18 protein-coding genes are annotated in these 22161 nt (G+C 70.1%); 11 read left to right on the forward strand and 7 right to left on the reverse strand.

All coding sequences use genetic code 11. The annotated features are described in order from the left end of the window. Nucleotides 1–43 precede the first annotated feature (43 nt). Nucleotides 44–931 carry a fumarylacetoacetate hydrolase family protein gene (locus ABZ855_RS04050; RefSeq protein ID WP_360800483.1) on the forward strand — a complete coding sequence of 296 codons (888 nt, stop codon included), beginning with the start codon at nt 44–46 and terminating at the stop codon, nt 929–931. A gap of 91 nt (nt 932–1022) precedes the next feature. Here ABZ855_RS04050 and ABZ855_RS04055 read toward each other — a convergent pair whose 3' ends face one another. Continuing rightward, the gene (locus tag ABZ855_RS04055; RefSeq protein ID WP_360800486.1) at nt 1023–3806 is read right to left on the reverse strand and encodes an FAD-binding and (Fe-S)-binding domain-containing protein; all 2784 of its coding nucleotides are present in this window, start codon (nt 3804–3806) and stop codon (nt 1023–1025) included. 116 nt (nt 3807–3922) lie between these two features. On the opposite strand from ABZ855_RS04055, the gene ABZ855_RS04060 reads away from it, so the two are divergent. After that, complete coding sequence (locus tag ABZ855_RS04060; RefSeq protein ID WP_360800489.1) at nt 3923–4573, forward strand: TetR/AcrR family transcriptional regulator; 651 nt, start codon at nt 3923–3925, stop codon at nt 4571–4573. Nucleotides 4574–4604: 31 nt separating this feature from the next. Next, nucleotides 4605–5000 (forward strand): cupin domain-containing protein, encoded by a 396-nt coding sequence (locus ABZ855_RS04065; protein WP_360800492.1) that lies wholly within the window; start codon nt 4605–4607, stop codon nt 4998–5000. 25 nt (nt 5001–5025) lie between these two features. Here ABZ855_RS04065 and ABZ855_RS04070 read toward each other — a convergent pair whose 3' ends face one another. The 4 genes from ABZ855_RS04070 to ABZ855_RS04085 all read right to left on the reverse strand — a co-directional run bounded on the left by ABZ855_RS04070 (nt 5026) and on the right by ABZ855_RS04085 (nt 13124). Beyond that, nucleotides 5026–5568: an SMI1/KNR4 family protein gene (locus tag ABZ855_RS04070; RefSeq protein WP_360800495.1), complete on the reverse strand. Its 543-nt coding sequence runs from the start codon at nt 5566–5568 to the stop codon at nt 5026–5028. A 39-nt stretch (nt 5569–5607) separates the two neighbouring features. After that, nucleotides 5608–10128 (reverse strand): DUF6531 domain-containing protein, encoded by a 4521-nt coding sequence (locus ABZ855_RS04075; protein ID WP_360800498.1) that lies wholly within the window; start codon nt 10126–10128, stop codon nt 5608–5610. An 11-nt stretch (nt 10129–10139) separates the two neighbouring features. Continuing rightward, entirely contained in the window at nt 10140–10421 is a 282-nt protein-coding gene (locus ABZ855_RS04080; RefSeq protein WP_360800501.1) for a hypothetical protein, read from the reverse strand. 153 nt (nt 10422–10574) lie between these two features. Further along, on the reverse strand, nt 10575–13124 hold the full coding sequence (locus ABZ855_RS04085; RefSeq protein ID WP_360800504.1) for an FtsX-like permease family protein: 2550 nt from the start codon (nt 13122–13124) through the stop codon (nt 10575–10577). A gap of 556 nt (nt 13125–13680) precedes the next feature. Between ABZ855_RS04085 and ABZ855_RS04090 the strand changes: the two genes are divergently transcribed. The 3 genes from ABZ855_RS04090 to ABZ855_RS04100 all read left to right on the forward strand — a co-directional run bounded on the left by ABZ855_RS04090 (nt 13681) and on the right by ABZ855_RS04100 (nt 16337). Continuing rightward, nucleotides 13681–14283, forward strand: coding sequence for a TetR/AcrR family transcriptional regulator (locus ABZ855_RS04090; RefSeq protein WP_360800507.1), 603 nt, complete (start codon nt 13681–13683; stop codon nt 14281–14283). Further along, nucleotides 14280–15173, forward strand: coding sequence for an aldo/keto reductase (locus ABZ855_RS04095; RefSeq protein WP_360800510.1), 894 nt, complete (start codon nt 14280–14282; stop codon nt 15171–15173). The genes ABZ855_RS04090 and ABZ855_RS04095 overlap by 4 nt, the downstream gene beginning before the upstream one ends. Nucleotides 15174–15320: 147 nt before the next feature. Further along, nucleotides 15321–16337, forward strand: coding sequence for an NADPH:quinone reductase (locus ABZ855_RS04100; protein WP_360800513.1), 1017 nt, complete (start codon nt 15321–15323; stop codon nt 16335–16337). 31 nt (nt 16338–16368) lie between these two features. Here ABZ855_RS04100 and ABZ855_RS04105 read toward each other — a convergent pair whose 3' ends face one another. Continuing rightward, a complete protein-coding gene (locus ABZ855_RS04105; protein WP_360800516.1) occupies nt 16369–16656 on the reverse strand; it encodes a hypothetical protein in 288 nt (95 codons plus the stop codon). A gap of 126 nt (nt 16657–16782) precedes the next feature. Continuing rightward, nucleotides 16783–17538, reverse strand: coding sequence for an SDR family oxidoreductase (locus ABZ855_RS04110; RefSeq protein ID WP_360800519.1), 756 nt, complete (start codon nt 17536–17538; stop codon nt 16783–16785). Between the two features lie 206 nt (nt 17539–17744). On the opposite strand from ABZ855_RS04110, the gene ABZ855_RS04115 reads away from it, so the two are divergent. The 5 genes from ABZ855_RS04115 (at nt 17745) to ABZ855_RS04135 (ending at nt 22135) form a co-directional block, all read left to right on the forward strand. Continuing rightward, nucleotides 17745–18554 carry an alpha/beta fold hydrolase gene (locus ABZ855_RS04115; protein ID WP_360800522.1) on the forward strand — a complete coding sequence of 270 codons (810 nt, stop codon included), beginning with the start codon at nt 17745–17747 and terminating at the stop codon, nt 18552–18554. Between the two features lie 47 nt (nt 18555–18601). Continuing rightward, entirely contained in the window at nt 18602–19450 is an 849-nt protein-coding gene (locus ABZ855_RS04120; protein WP_360800526.1) for an ABC transporter ATP-binding protein, read from the forward strand. Next, nucleotides 19447–20187, forward strand: coding sequence for an ABC transporter permease subunit (locus ABZ855_RS04125; RefSeq protein WP_360800529.1), 741 nt, complete (start codon nt 19447–19449; stop codon nt 20185–20187). The genes ABZ855_RS04120 and ABZ855_RS04125 overlap by 4 nt, the downstream gene beginning before the upstream one ends. Then, nucleotides 20184–20939, forward strand: a complete 756-nt coding sequence (locus ABZ855_RS04130; protein ID WP_360800532.1) for an ABC transporter permease subunit — start codon at nt 20184–20186, stop codon at nt 20937–20939. Before ABZ855_RS04125 ends, ABZ855_RS04130 begins: the two co-directional genes overlap by 4 nt. A gap of 119 nt (nt 20940–21058) precedes the next feature. Further along, nucleotides 21059–22135: an ABC transporter substrate-binding protein gene (locus ABZ855_RS04135; RefSeq protein WP_360800535.1), complete on the forward strand. Its 1077-nt coding sequence runs from the start codon at nt 21059–21061 to the stop codon at nt 22133–22135. Nucleotides 22136–22161: the final 26 nt, after the last annotated feature.

Here is a 22161-nt window from a genome sequence, read left to right on the forward strand (position 1 = left end):
ACCCACCGCCCTCGCCCTACGACCCACCCCCGAAGGACATGACGTGAAGCTCGTTACCTACGAATCCCGGACCGGCTGGAAGCCCGGCCTTCTCCACAGCGACCAGGTGTTCGACCTCAACTCCGCGCTCTGGGCCGCCGGTCGCCGGACCTCCCCGGACCTTCCCTCCGTCCGCGCCTTCCTCCAGACACACGGCGGCCACTTGGACCAGATCGCCGCGGCCGTCGGCCCGGTCCTCGACGGCGGAGCCCTCGACCCCGTGGGAAGCCTCGACTCCGTGCTGCTCGGGCCACCGGTCACCGACCCGCTCAAGGTCCTGTGCGTGGGCCTGAACTACGCGGACCACGTCGGTGAGACCGGCCGTGCCCTGCCGGCCCACCCCGACCTCTTCGCCAAGTTCGCCAGCAGCCTGCTCGGCCCCTACGACGCCATCGACCGGTCCGACGTCACCGACAACCTCGACTTCGAGGGCGAACTCGCCGTCGTCATCGGCCGGGAGTGCGCCCGCGTGGACGAGAGCGACGCCCTGTCGTACGTGGCCGGTCTGTCCGTCCTCAACGACATCACCGCCCGCGACCTCCAGTACCGCGGCACCCAGTGGCTCGCGGGCAAGGCCGTGGACCGGGCGACGCCGTTCGGGCCGGCGCTCGTCACCCTGGACGAGATCGGTGACCCCCAGACCCTGGACATCGAGACCTTCGTCAACGGCACCCGGGTCCAGGGCTCCAACACCAAGAACATGATCTTCCCGGTCGCCAGGATCATCGCGTACATCAGCCAGTTCCTCACCCTGAGCCCCGGCGACGTGATAGCCACCGGCACCCCCGAGGGCATCGGCGCCAAGCGCAACCCGCCCCTGTGGCTCCGCCCCGGCGACAAGGTCGAGGTCCGTCTGGAGAAGATCGGGACCCTGCGCAACGAGATCCACTGATCCCTCCCCCCGCGTCGTACGTCTGCGGAGCCGAGCCCTCGGGCCGGCTCCGCAGACGTGTTGCCAGGACAGGAGTGGGGGAGTCGAGGCTTCAGACGCGGGACGCGAACAGCTCGGCCAGGTGCTGGACCGGTACGTGGGCCAGGTCGTCGAGCTGGATGCGGCAGGACATGCCGTCCGCCAGGAACACCGCGTCCGCGTGGGCGCGTACCGTCGGCAGCAGCTGCGTCTCGGCGACCGCGACGCTCACCTCGTAATGCCCCTTCTCCACACCGAAGTTGCCGGCCAGACCGCAGCAGCCCGCCACCTTGGTCACGTTCGCGCCCGCCCTCTCCAGCAGCCGCTGGTCGGTGTCCCAGCCGATGACCGCGCTGTGGTGGCAGTGCGGCTGTGCCACCACCTCCACCCCGGTCAGGTCGGGCAGCGGCAGGTCGAGGCGCTCGACGAGCTCGGCGAAGCTGAGCAGCCCCGCCGCCACCACGTCCGCTTCCTCGGCGCCGGACAGCTCGCGCGCGTCGCTGCGCAATGACGCGAGACAGGACGGCTCCAGGGCCATGACAGGGGCCCCGCCGCGGACGTAGGGCGCGAGCGTCCGCACGGTCCGGTCGACGATGGTCCGCGCCCGGTCGAGCTGTCCGGTCGTGATCCACGTCAGGCCGCAGCAGGCGTCCTCCCGGATGACCCGGACCGTGAGGCCGTGCGACTCCAGGAACCGGATCGCCGCCAGCCCGGACTCCGGGAAGAAGTGGTCGGTGAAGGAGTCGGCCCAGATCCACACATCGGGCGAGGCGTCCGCCGCGTAGGACACGTCCGTCGCCTTCTTCAGGGTGGGGGAGGCGAACGCCGGTACGGACCGCCGGTGGTCGATGCCGGCGGCCCACTTGGCCAGAGCGGCGAGCGGCCTGGCGCGCAGAAGCAGGTTGGCAGGCCGCGCCAGCGGTGCCGTGAGCCGGGCCCATTTCGGGAGCTGTCCGAGGAACAGGTGCGACCGCGGCCGGCGCAGCCCGGCGACGTCGTGCCGCTGGTGCAGCACCTCGCTCTTGTAGGTGGCCATGTCGACGCCGCTGGGGCAGTCGCTCGAACACCCCTTGCACGCGAGGCACAGGTCGAGGGCGTCGGCCACGGCCGGGTCGTTCAGACCGCCTCGCAGAAGCCCACCGTCGAGCGCCTCCTGCAGCACCCGGGCGCGGCCGCGGGTCGAGTCCCGTTCGTCGCTCGTGGCGAGATACGAAGGGCACATCACCCCCGTGGTCCTCGGCGCCACGCACTTCCCGACCCCGGTGCAGCGGTGCACGGCGGCACCGAGGTCCCCGGCGTCGTGCACCAGCCGCAATCCGGGGCGCACCGGCGCCTGGGGCCGTACCGGCCGCAGGTCGTCGGTGATCGCGACCGGTTCGGCGATGATGCCGGGGTTCAGGATGCCGTCGGGGTCGCAGACGGCCTTCACCTGCCGGAACAGGGCGAGGGACGTCTCGTCGTACATCAGCGGCAACAGCTCACCGCGGACCCGGCCGTCACCGTGCTCTCCCGACAGGGTGCCGCGGTAGTCGCGCAGCCGTGTCGCACAGGCGGTCATGAAGTCGCGGAAGACTCCCGCCGAGGCCGGGTCGCCGGGCCGGAACGGGAAGTCGATGCGGCAGTGGACACAGCCGTCCCCGAAGTGCCCGTACGGGATGCCCTGAAGGCCGTGCGCCCGCAGCAGTTCCTCGAAGTCGCGCAGCCACGCGCCGAGGTGCTCCGGCGGAACGGCGGCGTCCTCCCACCCGCCGTACGCCGGCGTCGGCAGCGACCGGCCCGCGAGCCCGGCGCCGTCCTCACGGATGCGCCACAGCGCGGCCGCCTCACGGGGATCGTCGACGAGACGGGTGTCCAGCGCGGCGCCGGCGTCCACCAGCCGCCGTACCGCGTCCGCCGCCTCCTCGCCCGCCACCTCGGCGAACAACCAGCCGTTTCCCCGGGGCAGTCCGGGCACCGCGGAGCCCTTCGCGCGCACCAGGTCCACGATGCGCGAGTCCATGCCCTCGCACGCGACGAGAGCGCCGGTCGCCGCGGCGAGCAGCGCCGGTACGGCATCGGCCGCGTCGGCCATCGTCGGGTATCCGAGCACCAGCAGCCTGCGCTCGACCCGGTCGTCGACCAGGCGGACGGTCGCCTCCAGGACCGTGGCCAGTGATCCTTCGCTGCCGACCAGGAACCGATCGACGCGGCGCCGCTCGGGCAGCAGGTGCTCCAGGCCGTAGCCGCTGACCTGGCGGCCGAAGCGGCCGAACTCGGTACGCAGATGGGCGAGGTTGGCGTCGCCGACGCCCGCCAGCCGCGTCGCGGTGTCGCCACCCGGCCGCCCGCCCTGCTCCAGGGCGAGCTCGCCGTTTCCGTACAGCACGCGCAGCGACTCGACGTTGTCCACCGTCCGGCCGTAACCCAGGGCCCGCGACCCGCAGGCGTTGTTGCCGATCATCCCGCCGACCGTGCAGCGACTGTGCGAGGACGGGTCCGGCCCGAAGCGCAGCCCGTAGAGGGCCGCCTCGCGTTGCAGATCCGCGTGCACCACCCCCGGTTCCACCCGCGCCGTGCGCGCGTCCGGGTCGATGCCGAGCACCCGGTTGAACCGGCGGGTGTCGACGACGATGCCGCTTCCGACGGCGTTGCCGGCGATGCTGGTGCCCGCGCCGCGCATGGTCAGGGGAATCCGCAGCTCACGCGCCACCTCATGGGCCGCGATCACGTCGTCCTCGCCGCGCGCCTTCACGACAGCGGACGGGACGACGCGGTACAGGCTCGCGTCCGACGAGTACAGCGCTCGGGCCAGCGGCGAGTCGTCGAACTCGACTCCGGCGGCGCCAAGAGCGGCGGCGAGGTGTGTTTGAGCGGGCATACTTCAGGCTAACTAACGTACGGTAGTTTCGCTACTGGAACGTCTACGGGAGCGTCTTCGCATACTGACTAACGTAAGGTAGTTCCCCGCGTCGCACACAGGCCAAGGAGGAGTCGGTGACCGAGGACCGGTGGCCCCTCGCCGTCGAGGAGTTCGACAAGCACCTCAGCGAGCTCGACTGGAGTCGCCAGAGCGCCTCGCGCAGAGCGATCCTGGAGGCGTTCCTCCGGCTCGCCACCGAGAACGGGTTCAACTCGGTCACCATGCGGATGATCGCCAAGGAGATGTCGATCAAGGCCCCGAGCCTGTACAACCACTTCCCGGACGGCCGCGACGAGATCGTGGCCGAGTCCCTCCGCTGGCACTTCTACAAGTTCGGCATCGCGCTGCTCGACGAGGTGCGAGGCGTCCCGGACCCCAGGGAGGGCTGGCGCCGGATGGTGCAGGTGCACCTGACACGACAGATCGAGCTTCCCGAGAGCAACCTGTGGGACCTGCTGGTGGCGACCGACCAGGTGGTGCGCTTCCTGCCGTCGGCGCTCCGCGACGAAGTCGATGCCTGGGTCGACCTGTACGAGGCGCTCTACCGGGCCGCGGCCGAGGACATGGGCTTCGGGCCGTCCGTCCAGCAGGTCAAGCTCGTGATGACGGTCCTCGAAGGCGCGAACCGCTGGGCCATGTGGGACGGCAGGCGACGATCGCTCGCACCGCTGGCCGAGAAGGCGAACAGCGCGACGCTCGCCCTGCTGGAACTCGCGAAGGACTGAAGCGGACTGAAACGGACTGAAGGGGCGAACGATGGCACCGCAGAGATACCCGGCCGGTCCACTCGTGCACCGGGAAGGGCGGCCGAGCGGTCACGCCTTCGTGCCGCCGGGGGAGGGCCGACGCCCGGGGGTCGCCCTCATGGAGTGGGAACTGCGGGGCGAGTCATGGACGGACGAGCACCCACACGACGAGTTCAACTACGTCCTTGAGGGCCACCTGTTCGTCGCCTGCGACGGAGTAACCGTCGAGGCGGTCACGGGCGACGTCGTCCGGGTACCGGCCGGAAGCATCGGCCGCTACTGGGCGCCGGAATACGCCCGCATGGTCGCCGTCTACGCGCCGAACCCGGACGGATTGGAAAGCCGCGTGCACGCCTACACGCGCCTGGAGCCGTCGCCGGAGGACTCGGCCGGATCCACCTCGTAGGCGAGCGATTCAGCTGAGGAGCCTGTCAGGTGAGGATGTTGTCGTTGGAGTCGAACTGGTGGCTCTCGGCAGGAAGTTCGGAGAAGTACTCGGTGTCCGCCTCGCCGGTAAGGACGGACAGGAGGAAGGCGGCGCACTGGTCGGCGTGGTGCTCCCATTCGGGGCCGCGGCCTTCGTTGAGCATGACCGTCCACTCGCCCGGCTTCTGCGCCGGCCGCCGCAGCCAGTACAGGAACGCGCCGCTCCCCTCGACATAGGCCCAGGGGAGGACCTGGGCCTCGGCATCGCGCTCAAGCTCTGTCGGCCTGGCTTCGGTCTCCCACAGATCGGCGAGGATCTCGGCGCGTGCCGTGGCCTGTTCGAGGAGGTTGTAGTCCTCGTCGGGGCATTCCGGGTCCAGCAGCCAGATGGTCTCGTCGAAGACGCCGCCTCCGTAGGTCTCGACGAGTTCCTTGTAGTCCTCCGGCAGAGGCGTGCCGAGCTGTTGCTCGGCGGTCGCCCAGTCGCGCGGGCGGCGCGGAGCGCCGGGCGGGATGATCTCGGTCAGGCGTTCCACCGCGGGGTGCATGGCGGCCGGATCCCTTCTGCAACAGGGTTGGTGGGGTGGCTAGTGCTTGGGGACGTTCAGAATAGTGACGGAGTTCGTCGCGCTGCCGCCTTCGTAGGGGGTGAAGGCGAAGCCGTTGTTGCCCCGGACGTTCACGGTGAGCCCCAGCGGTACGACGTCGCTGGGATCCTCGGACCGGTAGACGGGGGTGACGGAGTACTCGATGGTCTCGCCCCGGTCGACCGCCGCTCTGATCTGGTCCTCGACCTTCCGCATGACCGGTGAGTTGGCGAACCGGTGCATGGTGACGAAATTGCGTACGTCCTTGTTCGAGCCGCCTATCTGGGCGCCGAGCAGGTGGGTCTTGTTGAGCTTCATGTACTTCTGATAGCCCGGCACGTTGACCTGCGGGTTGGTCTTTCCGCCCGTCATGTCGGCCTCGATGGTGGCCTCCATGCCGGTGGCGCGTCCGCCCGGGCCGGGCGCGCCGTAGCGGACGCGGCCGCCCCAGGTGACATCGGCCTCGTCGCAGGGCGTGAGCCCGAGCGGGTCGCACAGGGTGTGCGGGTTGTCGACGTAGGCGACGGGGTTCGGCGCCGGGTCGAGGCCGAGTGGGTCCAGGGTGAGGTAGCGGCCGGTTTCCGGGTCGTAGTGGCGGAAGTAGTTGTGGTGCAGACCGGTTTCGGGGTCGTGGTACTGGCCCGGGAAGCGCAGCGGGGTGTAGGCGGTGGCATCACGGTTCCACGTCGTCGTGCCCCAGAGAGTGGAGCGGGTACGCCAGGCGATGTCGCCGTTCTCGTCGACGAGTTCGGTCGGAGTGCCGATCTGGTCCGTGACGATGGCGAAGAACCGCCGGTCGATGATCTCCTGCGGGGCCGAGGCCGCTGACCTGGTCTCCGTCTGCGCGAGTGGCGCGAGCCCGTCATGGTCCCAGGTCAGCGTGACGAGTTCCGCCGCCCCGGTGACGCGGGTGGTCTGTTCCGTGAGGGTGCTGCCGTCCCAGGTGAAACGGGTCTCCTCGGCCACGGCCCCGTCCGCGGTCAGACGCTGCTTGGCGATGCGGCGGCCGAGCGGGTCGTAGACGTAGTTCCAGACGGTGCCGTCGGGTGTGGTGACCGAAGTGAGGCGGTCCTCGGCGTCCCAGGTGTAGCGCCAGGTGTCGGGTCTGCGTGACAGGCGCGTCTTCTGGCGCAGGATCGTGCGGCCCGCCGCGTCGTACTCGTAGCGGGTGCCGCCGGTGCTGGTCAGCCGGGTGCCCGTGTAGCTTCGCGGGCCGCGTGCCTCACCGCCCGGATGGTGGTCCGGCCACGAGGCGTGGATCTGGTTGCCCGCGTCGTCGTAGGCGTAGGACTCCTCCCAGTCCGCGGCGCGAACGGCGGTGACGCGGCCGGCCCGGTCAAGGGTGAAGGTGCGGCTGCCGGTGTGCTCGTCGGTGACGGAGGTGAGATGTCCGTCGGCGCGGTAGGCGTACGTCCGGTCGATGCGCGCCTGGTCGGTGCCGGGGAGGGTGAGGGTCTGGCCGGTGAAGCGGCCCTGATCGTTCCAGGCGAAGGCGAGGGTGAACCGGTCGTCCAGAGTGCGCTGGATCTCACGGCCCGCCGCGTCGTGCGTGAAGGAGAACGTGCGGCCCGACAGGGTGAGGGCCTCGTAGTTTCCGCCGGGGTGGTAGGAGTACGTCGTCGTGACGCCGGTAGGGGTGGTGCGCCGGGTGCGGCGTCCCGCGGCGTCGCAGGAGGTGGCGAGGACACGGCCGTCGACGGTCTCCGCCACGACGCGTCCCACCGCGTCGTACCGGTACTCCAGTGTCGAGTCGGGGCCGACGGCACGCAGCAGGCGGCCGGCCGGGTCGTTCTCGAAGCGGGTGGCGCGGCCGTCGGCGTCCTTCTCGACGAGCTGCCCCGTGGAGTCGTAGCCGTAGGTGACGCTCTGACCGGCGGAGTTGGTCCGCCGCACCAGAAGCCCTCCCGCGTTGTACTCGTAGGTCATGGTGTGACCGTTGAAGTCGGTCTCCTCGACGAGCCGTCCGGCAGGGTCGTAGCGGTAGGCCCAGGTGAGCCCCTGGGGGTCGGTCACCGTCGTCAGGCGTCGTGCGCTGTCGTAGGAGAACGTGTGACGCGTCCCGTCGGGATCCACCCGGGCCGTCAGCAGGTCGAAGACGTCGTACTCCCAGCGAACCGTCGCGCCGAGCGGATCCGTGTGGCCCGTGCAGTTCCCCTCGCCGTCGTACACCCACCTCTCCACCGAACCGTCCGGGCCCGTACGGGAGGTGAGCCGGCCCTCCACGGACCAGGTCAGGCGGGTGGTCCCACCGCCGGGACCTGTGACCCGCACCGGTCGGCCGAAGGCGTCGTACGTGTACCGCTTGAGCACCCGGGAGGAGTCGGAGACCGCCACGGGGAGCCCGGCCGCGTTGGAGGTGATCTCGACGCGCTCACCGAGCGGGTTCGTGACAGTCCTGATCGCGCCGTTGCGCCCGAAGGTGTAGCGGGTTGCCTCGCCGGTGGGGTCGATGACGGCGGTGCGGTTGCCTCGTTCGTCGTGTTCATGGCGCCAGACGGTGCCATCGGGTTCCGTCACGGCCGTGGGCAGCTGGAGATCGTCGTACTCCGTGTGGATCCGGCTGCCGTCAGGACGGATGACGCCGCACAGGCGTCCGAGGTCGTCGTGGACCGGGCGGGTTGTCTGTCCCAGGGGGTCGGTGACGGCCACCAGCCGGTGGTTCGCGTCCCACTCCTGGCGGGTGACGTGCCCGAGCGGGTCCGTGGTCCGGATGAGGCGGAACGCCTCGTTGTGCTCGTAGCGGGTGACGTTGCCCAGCGCGTCAGTGGTGGTCGTGGTGCGGGTGGTGTCGTCGTAGTCGAGCGTGCCGGACAGATAGCCGCCGCTGCCCTCGGCGCGGACGACGCGGCCCCGCTCGTCGTACGTATAGGTGTACGACGTGTCGTTGCGGTCGGTCCAGGAGGTGATCCGCCCCTCGGCGTCGTAGGTGAACCGCAGGGGCAGACCGGAGGAGTTGGTGACCTCGGTGAGCCGGCCGGCCTCGTTGTAGCCGTACGTCAGCAGGGTGGTGCCGTGGCTGTCCGCGCTCTCGGCGTTATCGGGATTGTCGGGGCTGCCGGGGTTCAGGAGGCGCAGGGCTGTGACGCGGGGCAGTTCGCGGTGCCGGTCGATCGCGATGCGGTAGCCGCCGGAGTGCGTGATGCCCACGGGCGTGCCCGTGCGGTCGTACTGGATCGTGATGCGCTGCCCGTTGCGGTCCACGATGAACTGGAGCGGCAGTTCTATCGCGTTGCCGTCGTCGGCGGGCCCCGGCGTGTGGAAGACGTACGAGACGCCGGTGCCGGGGTCGAGCAGGCGCAGGGCGCCGTCGACCTCCATGTCCCAGGACAGCGGCATCCGGGGACCGGCGGCCGGGTAGACGGGCGTATCGGCATCGGCATCGGCGTCCAGGAGCGGATACACGAGGCGGGAGCCGTCCGGTGCCGCATAGGTGATGGAGTCGTCGTCCGCCTGCAGACGCTGGTCGAGCGTGGACGCCCAGGACGGGCCGAACCAGCCGCCCCACCGGTAGGAGGAGACATGGGTGCGCCGCAGCACCAGCGGGAGGACGCCGGGCAGTTCGACGTCGGTCTGGGGCAGCAGCATGTCGCCGGTGGCCACGTCGATGGGGTCGAGCTTGCACTCCTTCTCCGCCGCCTGGATGGCGGCTTCGAGTTCCTCGGCTTCACCGGGCCGCAGTCTGAGCCCCGACAGATCGTTTCCGCCGAGCTTCAACGCCTTGGCCAGCTTGGCGAGTTCACTGGGCTTGAGGGCCTTCAGGCCCTTCCCGAGGGTCTTGCCGAGGACACCGAATCCGATGCCGGCCAGTGCGCCCTCGGTCAGGATTCCCGCCAGTTTCTCCGGGTCCTTGAACGCCGCCGGGTCCTTGAGCAGCGTCTCGAACGCGGAGAACTTCGCCCCGTCCATCGCCATCTTCCCGGCCGCCGCCACGCCCCGGATCTCCTTGAGCGCCTTCAGCGTCCGCTCGACGTTCCGGATGACCTCCATCACCCCGCGCACGACAGAGCCGAGAGCTGTGCCCTCCTCCTCGATCCGGCCGATCAGCGCGATCACCTTCAGTGCCCGCTCGCCCGCGACCAGCGTCGAGGCCACCTCCGACGCGCCCGCGGTCAGCACGGACAGCGCCAGACCGGCGATCTCGAACTCGACGATCTCCGCGAGGACCACACCGATCTCGGACAGCAGCTCATGGGCTTTGTCCGCGAAGTCGTCCAGCGCCTTCGCGCCCTCCCGCAGCGAGTGCGCCATCTCCGTCGCGCTCTTACCGGCCGCCTTGGACCGCTTGTGGAAGGCCTTGGCCGCCTTTCCCTCCCACACCACGTCCGCCAACGCCCGGTCGGCGGAGGCCGACGCGTCCTCCAGGCCGGTGGCCAGGTGCCGCCACTTCTTCGCGATCTCCCGTACCCCGTCCGGATCCACCGCCGGATCCGAGATCCCCAGGAACTCCAGCCCACTGGCGACCGAGTCGCCGAACATGTGGTTGAACTTGTTGATGTAGTGCAGCGGGTTGAGGTCCACCATGAGCCGGCCGCTCAGCCCTTCTTCGCCCGGGCCTGAGCCGCCAGCAGCAGATCCAGCAGATCGAAGGCGTCGGACACGTCACCGATCAGCTTCGCCTCCGCCTCCCACTCCTCCTCCAACTGCCTGGTCAACTGGGACAGGGTGGTCATGCCCTTCTCGATCTCGGCCTTCGCACCCAACAGAGACCCGAGCGCCCCCAACGCGTCCAGGGCGTACGAGGCCGCCGTGAACTCCTGCAAAGGCTTTGCCGTGTGCTGTCCCACTGTCCGGAGCCCCGACGCAGCCTTGTGCATCGATGTGGCTTCCTTCGCCAGATCCGACATATGACCAGCCCCCGTAGACCTACGTCGTGGCACTACCGCGTGCACCTCATCGACACTAGGGAGCGCGTTTTATGCGGCAGGTATGCGTGGCACCAAGCGGAAGCAAAGATCGTCCGGCACCGGCTACTCGGTCCTGACGGCGGTGAGCAGGTTCAGCCGGGCCGCGCTGCGGGCGGGCCACAGGGCGGCCAGGAGACCCACCAGCGCCGCCAGCAGCAGGAAGAGGGCGAACCGGCCCCACGGCAGCACCAGCGCGTAGCCGGGTATGTCCGCCTTCGTGATCTCGCAGATGGCCCAGCCCAGGAAGGAACCGAGCCCGATGCCGATCACCGCGCCGAAGAGGGAGATGACCACGGCCTCCAGCTGGATCATCCGAGTCACGCCCGGCCGGTCGAGCCCGACCGCTCGCAGCATGCCGACCTCCCGCTGCCGTTCGAAGACCGACATCGCGAGGGTGTTCACCACTCCCAGGACCGCGATGATCAGGGAGATCGCGAGCAGCCCGTACAGCACGTTCAGCAGGGTGTCGTAGGCTCCACCGAGCTCGCTGCGTATCTCCTGCCGGTCGTCGATCCTGATCCCGGGACGGCCGGGGAGGGCGTCGGCGAGTGCCTGCTCGCTCGTACTGCCGTCCGTCGTGACGTAGATCTTCGAGAAGGACGCCGCGGTGGCGTTCGCGTCGATCACGTCTGCGGAGACGACGACCGGCAGGACGACCTCGTTGTACGCGAAGACGGCCCCGACGGTCAGCCTGCGGCCCTTGCCGGAGTCCTCATACACCGCGGGCAGGCTGTCCCCGACCTTCCAGCCGTGCGACCGCGCGATTTTCTCGTCGACGGCGACCTGCCCCTTCGCGAGCGCGTCCTGCGAGCCGGAGACCACCGGAAGATGAAGGACCTTGTCGAAGTCCGCCGGGATGACGGCGGTGACATCCTGCTGGCTGCCGCCGAGTTGCATCCACCCCTGCTGCTCCTGTGACACCGCCCGCACACCGGGGACCTCGCGCAGGGCGGTGACCGCCGAGGCGTCCAGGCGCGCTCCACCGGCCGTCACCATGTAGTCGGCCTTGACGATGTCCGTGGTCATCGCGTTCATGGACTGGCCGATGGTGACTCCGAGCACGGTCAGGGCGCTGACCAGGGTGAGCCCGATGGCCAGCGCGGAGGCGGTGGCGCCCGTACGGCGCGGGCTGCGTACCGCGTTGCGGCCCGCGAGCGTGCCGGAGACTCCGAAGCCGCGCCTCAGCAGCGGCTGTACGACCGCGATCAGCGGCCGGGACAGCAAAGGGATCAGTACGAGCACACCCGTCACCGCGAGGAAGGCCCCGAACCCGACGATCGCTCCACCCCTGGAGCTGCCTGCGCCTGCGCCTGCACCTGCACCTGCGCCTGAACCTGTACCTGCACCCGCGACGACGACCGCCGCGCCGAGCAGCGTGAGGATGCCGCCGAGCACGTTCCGCAGGACCAGGGACTTCGTAGTGGCCGGCAGCTGCGCGCTGCCGATGGCCGCGACCGGCGGGATCCGCGAGGCGCGCCTGGCCGGCAACCAGGCGGCCACCATGGTGACCAGGACACCGACGACAGCCGCGACCAGGACGGTCGTCGACGTGACGATCAGCGGCCCGTCCGGTGTCCCGCCCTCGAACTCGACCGTGGCGCTCGCTACGGCGGCCATGGCCGCACCGAGCCCGAGCCCGGCGGCCGCGCCGACGGCGCCGACGATCAGCGCCTCGATCAGCACGGACCGGGTGACCTGCCTGCGGGAGGCGCCGACCGCGCGCAGCAGCGCGAGTTCCCTATTGCGCTGGGCGGCCAGCATGGTGAAGGTGTTGGCGATCAGGAAGACACTGACGAAGAGGGCGACGCCGGCGAAGGCGAACAGGATTCCATTGAGTGTCGTCGCGTCTCCTGCCACCAACTTGGCCTCCTCTTCGGCGAGTTGCCGGCCGGTCCTGGCCTTCGCGGAGTGCGGAAGCACCTTTCCGACGGCGGCGGCGAGTTCGGTGCTCGAAACGCCGGGGGCGGCGGTGACGGTGACATGCTCGAAGAAGCCCGGCTGGAGGAGCAGCCGCTGAGCGGTCGTGGTGTCGAACAGCACCAGGCTGCCGCCTGCGGCCACCGATTCGTCCTCGGTGGTGAAGGTGCCGGAGAGTCTGTACGTCTTTGCCGGACCCTTGAGGGCGACAGGCACGGTGTCGCCGACGTGGTAACCACCTTTGTCTGCGGTGTCCTTGTCGAGAGCGATCTGTCCAGGTCCGGTCGGCCCGCTGCCGTCGGAGAACACGTACAGCGGGTCCTTGCCGTCCTTGCCCGGGGCGAAGTTGGCGGCCGAGTTGAACAGGCCGTTGGCGATGAGCCCGCCCTGCCTGTCGGCGACGTAGGCACTCCCGTCGACCCGTCCGGCGGCGTCGGCGACCCCGTCGACTCGTGCGACCTCGTCGAGCGTCTTCCGGCTGATGCCGGGGGAGTCACCGGAGTAGTCGGTGTTCTCGTCGACCTGGACGTCCACGTGGGCGTAGCTCTTGGCCGTCTGGCTGTCGGAGGCGTTCTGGTAGGTGTCGGTGAAGATCAGGGTGCCGGAGACGAACGCGACGCCGAGCATGACGGCGAGCACGGTCATCAGCAGTCTGGCCTTGTGCGCGAGGACGTTGCGCAGGGCTGTGCGGAACATGGTGGTGTGGTCCTGGTGAGGTGAGGTGAGGTGAGGTGAGGTGGGGTGGGGGAGGGTGAGGTGGGGGAGGGCTCAGCTCGTACGGAACCTGGGGTGGAAGGACTGGTCTTGCTCCGATCGAAGGCGCGGGCAGCGCCGGGCGGTGGTCCAGCTCCGTGCCCGGCCGGTCACTCCTCCATCGTCGGGGTCGCAGCAGCCCCCGCGGATCAGCCGAAATACCGACTCCCTGGGGGTGATGGCCGGGCCCGGCCTTGTCAGCCCGGGGTATGCCGAAGCGTCAACTCCGGGGCTGACAGCGCTGGAGTAAGCGCCTGGGCCGACGAGGCTGCCGCGGGCTCCGTGCCCAGGTGAGACGTGCTGCGGTCTCGGCAGCGGCCGCTTCCGCGAGGCCCCCCGAGCGGTCGAGGTCGAACTCCCTGACCTGCGACCAGCGGTGACGGACAGTGGATGCCCCATCCGTCTTTCGGCCGAGGGGCCCAGTCCAACGGTGCGCGACCCGCCAAGTGCCCCTCGCCTCCAGAGCCCTCCCCGTAAAGAGAACGGCAATTCTGTTAGTGTGCTCGGAACACAAGCAGAACAGGCATTCTTTTTGGGGGGTGTGGTGCCGCGGCTCACCGACGCGCGCAAAGAACTCCGGCGTACCCAGATCGCCGAGGCCGCCGTGCGCTGCTTCGGGCGTAACGGTCTGGAGCGGACCTCGATCGCCGACATCACCGCCGAGTCCGGGCTCTCGGCCGGCTCGATCTATGCGCACTACCGCAACAAGGCCGACCTGGTCCGGGCCGCCGCCCGCGAGGTGCTCGCCAAGCGTGCCGACGTTCTTGGCGAGTACGCCGCAGCTGACGCCCCGCCCGGTCCCGACGAACTGCTCTCCCGTCTGATCTCCGCGATCGAGCCCGCCGAGGCCCGGGTCGGCGTGCAGACCTGGGGTGAGGCGACCATCGACCCGGCCATCCGCGACATCGTCGTCGACATGACCGACCGGATGCGCGCCATGCTGCACGACTGCGTCACGGCCTGGCTCGTCAAGGTCGAGCACCACGAGCCGGCCGAGGCCGAGGAGCGTGCCACCCCGATCGCCCACCGGGTCATGGCGCTCTACCAGGCCGAACTCCTGTACACCGCCCTGCGATCACCGACCGAGGAGACCGAGTCATGACCAACCCGACCGCTGCGTTAGCAGGCCGCGCCGTGAGCAGGGTCGGCTACGGCGCGTTGCAACTCGAGCGCCTGCACCACCGCCGTGACGAGGCCGTCGCGCTGCTGCGCCGCGCGGTCGGACTGGGCGTCGACCACGTGGACACCGCCGAGTTCTACGGCTTCGGTTTCGCCAACGACGTGATCCGCGAGGCACTGCGCCCCGAGGACGATGTCCTGGTCGTCACCAAGGTCGGCGCCGACCCCAACCCTGGCGGGCAGCTGCCGCTGCGTCTGGCACAGCGGCCCGAGCAGTTGCGTGCCAGTGTCGAGGACAATCTGCGTGGCCTCGGCGTCGACCAGCTCGCGGTCGTCAACCTCCGCCGCCTGGACACCGGCCCCGGGCTGCGTCCCGAGGGCGATCAGGTCGTCGACCTCGACGACCAGCTCGCGACGATGACCGCCCTGCGCGACGAGGGCAAGATCGGCGCGATCGGCCTGAGCAGCGTCACCCTCGACGGCCTGCGCCGCGCCCTGCCGGCCGGCATCGTCTGCGTGCAGAACGCGTACAGCCTCGCCTCCCGCGACGACGAGGACATCCTCGAACTGTGCGCGGCCGAGGGCATCGCATGGGTGCCGTTCTTCCCGCTCGGCGGGTCCTTTCCGGGCCTGCCGAAGGTCACCGACGAACCGGCCGTTCGGGCCGCCGCCGAGTCCCTGGGCGTGACGCCCGCTCAGGTCGGCCTCGCCTGGCTGCTGCACCACGCCCCGAACGTGCTGCTCATCCCCGGCACCGCCGACGCCGCCCACCTGGAGGCCAACACGGCGGTCGGCGAGATCACCTTCGACGCCGAGACCCTCGCGACCCTCGACGGCATCGAGTCCCGTTCCAACCAGGTCCCCATCGGCTGACCGGAATCAGGGCGACCCAGGTCGCGACACGCCGCACGCGCACGCGCACGCCGCACACCGGACCCGGACCCGGACACTCCGACGGGGCGCCGGGCCGGCGCGGAGAAACGCCTCTTCACCAGCTCAAGACCAGCTCAAGGACAGATCATGAAAGCCATCATCTACCGCGACAGCGGCACCCCGGACGTTCTTCAACTCGTCGACCGTGACCTGCCCGCGCCCGGCCCCGGCGAGGTTCGCGTCCGGGTCGCCGTGTCCGGGGTCAACCCGACCGACTGGCAGGCCCGTTCCGGCGGCCACGCCAAGCAGTTCTCCGAGGTCACCCCGCACCTGGACGGCGCCGGCACGATCGACGCCGTCGGTGAGGGGATCGACCGGAGCCGGGTCGGTCAGCGGGTCTGGGTCCTCATGGCCGCCGCCGGACGGCCCACCGGTACGGCCGCCGAGTTCACCGTGGTGCCCGCCGATCGAGCCGTACCGCTGCCCGACGAGGCCGGCTTCGACGTCGGCGCCTCACTCGGCGTCCCCGCGCTCACCGCGCACCGCGCGCTCACCGTCGCCGAGGACGGCCCACGCCGGCTGCGGCCCGGGGCGCTCGACGGCAGAGTGGTGCTCGCCGCGGGCGGTGCCGGAGCGGTCGGGCACGCGGTGATCCAGCTCGCCCGATGGGCCGGGGCCACCGTGATCAGTACGATCAGCGGCCCGGAGAAAGCGCGGCTGGCCACCGCCGCCGGAGCCCATCACGTCGTCAACTATCGCGAGGGCGACCCGGCCGCCGAGATCCGCAGGATTGCCCCGGACGGCGTCGACATCGTCGCCGAGGTGGCGCTGGGCGCGAACCTCGCGCTGGACCTGGCCGTGCTGCGGACCCGCGGCACGATCGCGACCTACGCCAACGACGGCGGCAAGCCGGTCGAACTGGACATGAGGCAGAGCATGGTACTGAACGCACGCTTCCAGTTCCTGGTGCTCTACACGGCCGGCCCGGAGGCACGCACGGCCGCCGTCGAGGACGTCACCGCCGCTGTCCGCGACGGTGCCCTGCCGGTCGGCGAGAAGCACGGCCTGCCGCTGGTCCGCTTTCCCCTCGACCGCACCGCCGACGCGCATCGAGCGGTGGAGAGCGGTGCGGTCGGCAAGGTCCTGGTGGACGTCATATCGTGACGACTCCCGCCTCGGCCGACCGGCCAGGGTTTTAGTCAGGCCGGACGCGGTTCCCCGGCCGTACGGTCGATACGTTGAGGCCGGCGGCGCTGCGCTCGTCGGCCTCACCGAGAGAGTCACCGCGCTCGGCGGCCGCATCCGGGCCCGACCGCGCGAGGACGGCCCGGGCTGGGAGGTCCTCGCCGCACTCCCGCCGCGCCCTGTTGGCGTCTCCGGGAACGGCGACCGCGTGGACCGCGTGGACCGCGTGGACCGCGTGGCGGCCAACGCCGCTCCGGTCGACGTCGAGCTCACCCGTCACCGTCGCCTTCCACGTCACCGTCACCCTCCACGTCACCGTCGCCGACCTGAGTGGGTACGGGGTCGCCGGGGTCGCCGCTGTCCAGAGCTGCTCGGCCGGTCCTCGCGCACCGACGTGCCGCCGGCCATGCGCGCCCGGCGCCCCTCACGCCAGCCCTGCCCCGCCGTCCACGCTCAGGAACGCCCCGTGGGCGAAGGCGGCCTCGTCGGAGGCGAGGTATGCGACCGCTTCGGCTATCTCCCGCGGCAGGCCGAACCGGCGGGCGGGCAGCGCCTGCGTGACGGCGGCGGCCCGGGGATCGGCGGCGACAGCGGCCTGGATCTCCTCGGGCAGGACAGGGCCGGGAGCGACCGAATTCACGCGTACGCCGGACGGGCCGTACTCCTTCGCCCACGCCTTGGTGAGGTTGTTCAGCGCGGCCTTGCTGGATGAGTAGGCGGCCCTGTCCGGTGCCGCCTTGTCGGCGACGAACGAGCTGACGTTGACGACCGCTCCGGCGCCCCGCTCGGCCATGGCCGGGACGAGTTCGCCGACCAGGAAGAACGGCACCTTGACGTTGGTGGCGTAGACCGTGTCGAAGACCTCCTCCGTGGTGCCGGTGGTGCTGCCCTCGGGGAACACGGCCGCGTTGTTCACGAGGATGTCGATCCGCCCGGTGACCGACCGGGCCTGGTCGGCCAGGGTCCGGGCGCTGTCCGCCGAGGTCAGGTCGGCCTGTACGAAGTCCGCCTTGCCGCCCGCTTCCCGGATGTCGCCGACGGCCTGTGCGCCGCGCTCGGCGTTGCGTCCGGACACGATGACATGGGCGCCGCGCTCGGCGAGGAGGTCGGCGACGGCGCGGCCGATACCGCTGGTGGATCCGGTGATCAACGCGGTCTTGCCGCTCAGAAGCGTGGACATGGCAACTCCAGACAGACTCATGACGAGGGTTGAAACACGGTTTTATAACTGGAACTGAGTGTCATAGTAGCAACTGGAGGTCACCGCATTGCCGACTGGTGCGTGCGTGGCCGGTCTCACCGGACCGGGCTGATGACTGATCGGCAAGCCGCGCTTAGCATCAATGAACCAAATGGTTCAAGATCTCGTGAGGGTAGAGGGTGCGCATGTCCGCGATAACAGAAGTCGCAGTCGACGTCATGAACGGCGACGTGGTCGTCCCGGCGATCATGACGGTGCCTGCGCGGCCCTCTGCCGTCGTCATCCTGCTTCACGGGACGATGTCGCAGAAGAACGAGGTGGCCGGCGTCTACCGGCGTCTCGCCGCCGCGTTGGCGCGGCGCGGGATCGGTTCCCTTCGCATCGACTTCCGAGGGTGCGGTGACTCCGTACGGCCCCAGCCCGAGCTGACGGTCGAGACGCAGGTGTCGGACGCGCGTGCCGCGGTCGATCACGTGACCCGTGACCCCGCCTTCTCCGACTGCGCCGTGGGAGTGCTCGGCTTCTCCCAGGGAGGTCGCATCGCGGCGCTGCTCGCTGCCCGCGACTCGCGCGTAAAAGGGCTGGTCACCTGGAACTCCGGCGCGTTCGACATGACTGAACTGGCTTTCTACAAGGAGCTTCACGCGGAGGCCGAGGCGGCGGGCACCGCGTGGCTGCGGGCGCCCTGGGGCGGCACGTTTGAGCTGTCCGCCCAATGGTTCGCCGAGACGGCCTCCGTGCGGCCGGAGGCCGAGATCGGCGCCTACGAGGGCCCGATCCTGACCGTCAACTGCGCTGACGACGAGCTGGTCGACCCCGAGGCGGGGAAGCGGCTCGTCCTCGCGTCGTCCAGTGGTGACGCCTCCGCGGTCCTGTTGCGCGCGGGCGGCCACATCTTCGGCCTCGACGAGGGGGACGGGGGCGGCCCCCTCGCGACCCGCTTGGTGGACGACACCTGCGACTGGTTCGCGTCCCGCCTGCGCGACGAAATGTAACCAACGAGACATACCCATTTTATGAATCATTTGGTTCACTAACCCGCATGACAGATTTGGTGGCGCTCGACGGCGTCGTTCAGGAGTTCCGGCTGAACCGCCGGAACGTCGTACGGGCATTGGACGGCATCGATCTCGCTGTGCGGGAAGGCGAGTTCGTGTCCCTCCTCGGGCCGTCCGGCTGCGGGAAGTCGACGATCCTGCGGATCGTCGCCGGCCTCGAGCAGCCGACGGCCGGGACCACAGTGGTCGCGGGTCAACGGCCGCAGGCGATGAGTCGCGGCCACCGCCTGGGTGTCGCCTTCCAGGAGCACGCTCTGCTCCCGTGGCTGTCCGCCCGGGACAACGTGTCCCTGCCGTTCAAGGTGGCACGCCGTCCTGTCGACCGGGCGCGGGTGGACGAGCTTCTCACTCTGGTCGGGCTCCGCGACTTCGCCGATGCCCGGCCGCGCCAGCTCTCCGGCGGCATGCGCCAGCGTGTGTCCATCGCCCGGGCCCTGGTGCTGCGCCCGGACCTGCTGTTGCTGGACGAGCCGTTCGGCGCACTGGACGCGGTCACCCGGCGGCGGCTCAACGGAGAGCTGGCACGGATCTGGGCCGCGGAACAGATCACGACGATCCTGGTCACGCATGACGTGGAGGAGGCAGTGCTGCTCTCGGACCGGGTGGTGGTGATGTCCGGCCGGCCCGGGCGGATCATCCACGAGGAGCGGATCCGCTTCGACCGGCCCCGTGACCAGCACACGGTCCGCAGCCCGCAGTTCCACGAGACCGTCGACAGGCTCACGCGGCTTCTCGATCACTCCGACACCGCCGAGACCGTGCACAGCACCGCCGAGACCGTGCACAGCACCGCCGAGACCGTGCACAGCACCGCCGAGACGGTGCACAGATGAACGGGCGTGTGCTTTCGGCGCTGACCGGTGTCGCCGTGCTCCTGGCAGTCATGGAATCCGCTGGGCGGCTGGGACTTGCCGGGTCTTCCTTCCCGCCATTGAGCGAAGTCGTCGGTGACGCGTCACAACCCATGACGCGCATGCTGCTGGGCCGCGCCGTGGACGCCACGCTCGGCTCTTCCCTAGAGGGACTGCTGATCGGCAGCGCCGCCGGTCTGCTGCTCGCAGCCCTCGGCCACCTGATCGCGCAGCTCAGCACCGGACTCGACCGACTGTCGGTCCTGGTCGCCTCGCTCCCGCTGCCGGCCCTCGGCCCGCTGTTCATCGCGAGCTTCGGCGCGCAGAACACACCGGTGGTCATCGCCGCGCTGGGCGCCGGATTCGGCATGTTCGTCGCCGTCACCAGCGGACTCTCCTCCGTGTCGAGGACGCAGCAGGACGTCTTCACCGCCCTGGGCGGCACCCGCGCCACGCGACTGCGGCTGCTCGAGCTCCCGACCGCGGTCCCGTGGCTCCTCGACGGCCTGGCGCTCGGTGGTCCTGCCGCCGTCCTCGGGGCAACCATCGGCGAGTGGTTCGGGGCGTCCCGCGGCCTCGGTGTCGTGGTGATCAGCTCGCTCCAGAACGTCCAGACGACCCTGTTGTGGGCCGCCGCTCTGGCGATCACCCTCCTCTCGCTGGTCGCCTACGCCATCCCGAGCGCACTGCGCGGTGTCGCTGTGAGGCGGTACCGATGAGAACGCTGAACCGTGTGCTGCGGCTGCTCCTCGCCAACTGGCCGTTCATCGCCCTGCTCGTCGGCTGGGATCTGTGGGTGGTGCTGAACGGCTTCACCGTGACGGTCGCGCCTCGCCCCTGGGCGGTGCTCGCCACCTTCGCCGACACCCCGACGACCTACGCGGCACCCCTGCTGTGGACGGCCCTCGACGCGGTCGTGGGGCTTGCCGGGGGCATCCTCGCCGGTCTGGCCGCGGCCTTCCTCGTGCACCTGTGGCGCTCCACGGCAGGCCTGGTCACGCCCGTCGCACTGCTGCTGCGGTCGGTGCCGCTGACGGCCCTGATCCCGATCGTCGCCGCCGTCGTCGGCTACGGCAACGGCGCCGCCACCATCGCGACGGTCATCGTCTGTTTCTTCCCGGCGTTCGCGTTCACGCTCAGCGGCCTCGGTTCCGTCCCCGTCCCGCAACGCGACGTGCTGAGCGTCCTCGGCGCCGGCCGCCTGACCAGGCTGCGGCTTCTCGACCTCCCGTCCGCCCTGCCCAGCGTGGCCGTCGCCCTGCGGCTGAGCACGCCCATCGCCGTCGGGGGCGCGCTGCTGGCCGAGATGCTCGTGGGAACGCATGGGCTGGGCCGGCTCTTCGTCGACCTCCGCAGCTACAACCAGGTCGAGCAGACCTGGGGTACGGCGCTCCTCGGGACGGCACTCGCCGTCGCCGCGTTCGCGGTGTCCCGACGAGTCGAGCACGCCGTGCTGGCGCGCTTCCACTGACCGCCGGGCGAACGCCCGGACCACGGATCTCCCGGCAGCAGCCCGGGCGGATGAACTCCCGGCAGCAGCCCGGGCGGATGAACTCCCGGCGGAGCCCGGGCCGACCGAAGGAACCCTCCTTGATCACTACCCCCTTGCCCGGACGAGCGCGGCGAGCGCTCGGTGCGGCCGTCGCCACGGTCGTCGCGATGTCGGCGCTCGCCGCCTGCGGTGCCGACGACGCCGGCGCCTCGGCCGCGAAGCCGACCGGATGCACGAAGTCCACCAAGATCAGAGTGGCGCTCGGCTGGATCCCGAGCGTCGAGTTCGGCGGCTACTGGATGGCCGACCACGCCGGCTACTACGCCGACCAGTGCCTCGATGTCGAGTTCCAGCCCGGTGGTCCCAACGCTCCGCTCCCGACCGCCGCCGTGGCGGGAAAGACCGCCGATGTCGGAATCTCCTCCACACTCACCGAAGTGCTGACGTCGGCGGGCCACGGCGACAAGATCGTCATGCTGGGTGCGGCCTTCCAGGACTCCCCGGCCGCGCTCATCTCGCTGGCGAAGGACCCCGTCAAGTCGGTCACCGATCTCGCGGGCAAGCGGATCTGTCTGCAGGACGGCGTACAGCCGCTCATCGACTCCCTGTTCACCAAGGACGGCAAGAAGCCCGACTACAAGGCGGTCAGCGTCGGCTACGACATCGCCCCGCTGGTCAAGGGCCAGTGCGACGCCTACAACGGCTTCGCCAGCAACCAACCGGTCACACTGGAGACCCAGTTCAAGCTCAAGGCGTCGGACTACGTGGTCACTCCGTTCTCCAAGCTCGGGGTCGAGCAGTACGCCGACCTGCTGTTCGCCCAGAAGTCCTTCGTGGACGGCAACCACGCGGCTGTCGTCAAGTTCCTCCGCGCCACGTCGAAGGGCTGGGCCGACTACCTCGACGACCCGGCCGCGGCCGCGAAGGTCACCGTCGACAAGTACGGCGCCGACCTCGGCCTCGACCTCGCACAGCAGCAACGCACCGCGCAGCTGCAGGTGCCGTACCTCAAGAGCGCCGACACCCAGAAGCACGGCCTGCTCTGGATCGACTCTGCGACACTCGGCGGACCCATGTACGAGGGACAGGTCGCCGCGGGCGTCAAGGGCCTGCCCGACAAGGCCGATGTCCCGGGCCTGCTCGACCTCGGTCCGCTGACCGAAGCCACGGGATGATCATTGATGCCGGGCACCCGAGCAGT

This window comes from Streptomyces sp. NPDC047042 (assembly GCF_040644035.1).
GTDB lineage: Bacteria > Actinomycetota > Actinomycetes > Streptomycetales > Streptomycetaceae > Streptomyces.

Excerpts from the sequence above, each read along its gene's own strand:
- ABZ855_RS04085 (WP_360800504.1), bottom strand. The coding sequence starts at position 13,124 with ATGTTCCGCACAGCCCTGCGCAACGTCCTCGCGCACAAGGCCAGACTG.
- ABZ855_RS04080 (WP_360800501.1), bottom strand. The coding sequence starts at position 10,421 with ATGCACAAGGCTGCGTCGGGGCTCCGGACAGTGGGACAGCACACGGCA.
- ABZ855_RS04110 (WP_360800519.1), bottom strand. The coding sequence starts at position 17,538 with ATGTCCACGCTTCTGAGCGGCAAGACCGCGTTGATCACCGGATCCACC.
- ABZ855_RS04115 (WP_360800522.1), top strand. The coding sequence starts at position 17,745 with ATGTCCGCGATAACAGAAGTCGCAGTCGACGTCATGAACGGCGACGTG.
- ABZ855_RS04075 (WP_360800498.1), bottom strand. The coding sequence starts at position 10,128 with ATGGTGGACCTCAACCCGCTGCACTACATCAACAAGTTCAACCACATG.
- ABZ855_RS04095 (WP_360800510.1), top strand. The coding sequence starts at position 14,280 with ATGACCAACCCGACCGCTGCGTTAGCAGGCCGCGCCGTGAGCAGGGTC.
- ABZ855_RS04055 (WP_360800486.1), bottom strand. The coding sequence starts at position 3,806 with ATGCCCGCTCAAACACACCTCGCCGCCGCTCTTGGCGCCGCCGGAGTC.
- ABZ855_RS04125 (WP_360800529.1), top strand. The coding sequence starts at position 19,447 with ATGAACGGGCGTGTGCTTTCGGCGCTGACCGGTGTCGCCGTGCTCCTG.
- ABZ855_RS04070 (WP_360800495.1), bottom strand. The coding sequence starts at position 5,568 with ATGCACCCCGCGGTGGAACGCCTGACCGAGATCATCCCGCCCGGCGCT.
- ABZ855_RS04100 (WP_360800513.1), top strand. The coding sequence starts at position 15,321 with ATGAAAGCCATCATCTACCGCGACAGCGGCACCCCGGACGTTCTTCAA.
- ABZ855_RS04130 (WP_360800532.1), top strand. The coding sequence starts at position 20,184 with ATGAGAACGCTGAACCGTGTGCTGCGGCTGCTCCTCGCCAACTGGCCG.
- ABZ855_RS04120 (WP_360800526.1), top strand. The coding sequence starts at position 18,602 with ATGACAGATTTGGTGGCGCTCGACGGCGTCGTTCAGGAGTTCCGGCTG.
- ABZ855_RS04065 (WP_360800492.1), top strand. The coding sequence starts at position 4,605 with ATGGCACCGCAGAGATACCCGGCCGGTCCACTCGTGCACCGGGAAGGG.